The 684-nt window shown below is 51.8% G+C and carries 1 protein-coding gene; it reads left to right on the top strand.

Features of this window, described 5'->3' with window-relative positions; translation table 11 throughout:
* Nucleotides 1–79 precede the first annotated feature (79 nt).
* On the top strand, nucleotides 80–684 hold a 605-nt coding region (locus GBM95_RS11945), incomplete at its 3' end, for a transposase (protein ID WP_193222708.1).

The raw sequence follows: 684 nt of genomic DNA, 5'->3' as shown, positions 1-684 counted from the left end.
TATAACCAGCCTATATAACGAAATAGAGAATTCAGGTCAAAAAAAGTGGGGTGCAGGGCAACCCACGATTTTTAGGGCCTTGAAACTCCCAAAGTCAGGAAAGACTGATTCCCTCAGAATCACAACGCCGGCAATCATGGATCTGATTGACTTCACAGAGAATGAAGCCATAAGAATCCTTAAAAAACGAGGAGATAAGGAGTACTTCATCATTGATGTGGACTCTACCCCGGTAGAGCTTTTCGGCAATCAGAATGAGGCCAGCTACGACGGGCACTACCGGTGCATCTCATACCTGCCGATCTTTGTGGCGATCAACGGCGTTCCTGCGTTTGTGCAGAATGCCCCGGGCGCAGCGAATGGCGCCGCGCTCTGCCTGATTCACATCCGCCGGCTGATTCAAAAGCTCAGGGAAAGCTTCCCCGGCGCACGAATTCTTGTGCGCGGCGATACCGGCTACAACAACGCCGAGCTCATCAGAATCATTGTCGAGGAAGGGGTGAGCTACATCCTGGGCTACAACGTGCGCTCGAAAGACCTGAAGGCAAAACTCTTCGAGCATATTGCTCAGGAATACGCCGCAGCCCCAACGAGCAGGATTTGCATGGCAAAGGAAATTCTCAAGGAGATCCCGCTGACCGGACTATTTGATGAAGTGAAGCCTCCAAAGCGCCGCCGCAAACT

The organism is Sutterella seckii (genome assembly GCF_009183815.1).
GTDB lineage: Bacteria > Pseudomonadota > Gammaproteobacteria > Burkholderiales > Burkholderiaceae_F > Sutterella > Sutterella seckii.
Note: the sequence above shows the minus strand (reverse complement) of the source record. Positions and strands in the feature narration are given on the sequence as shown.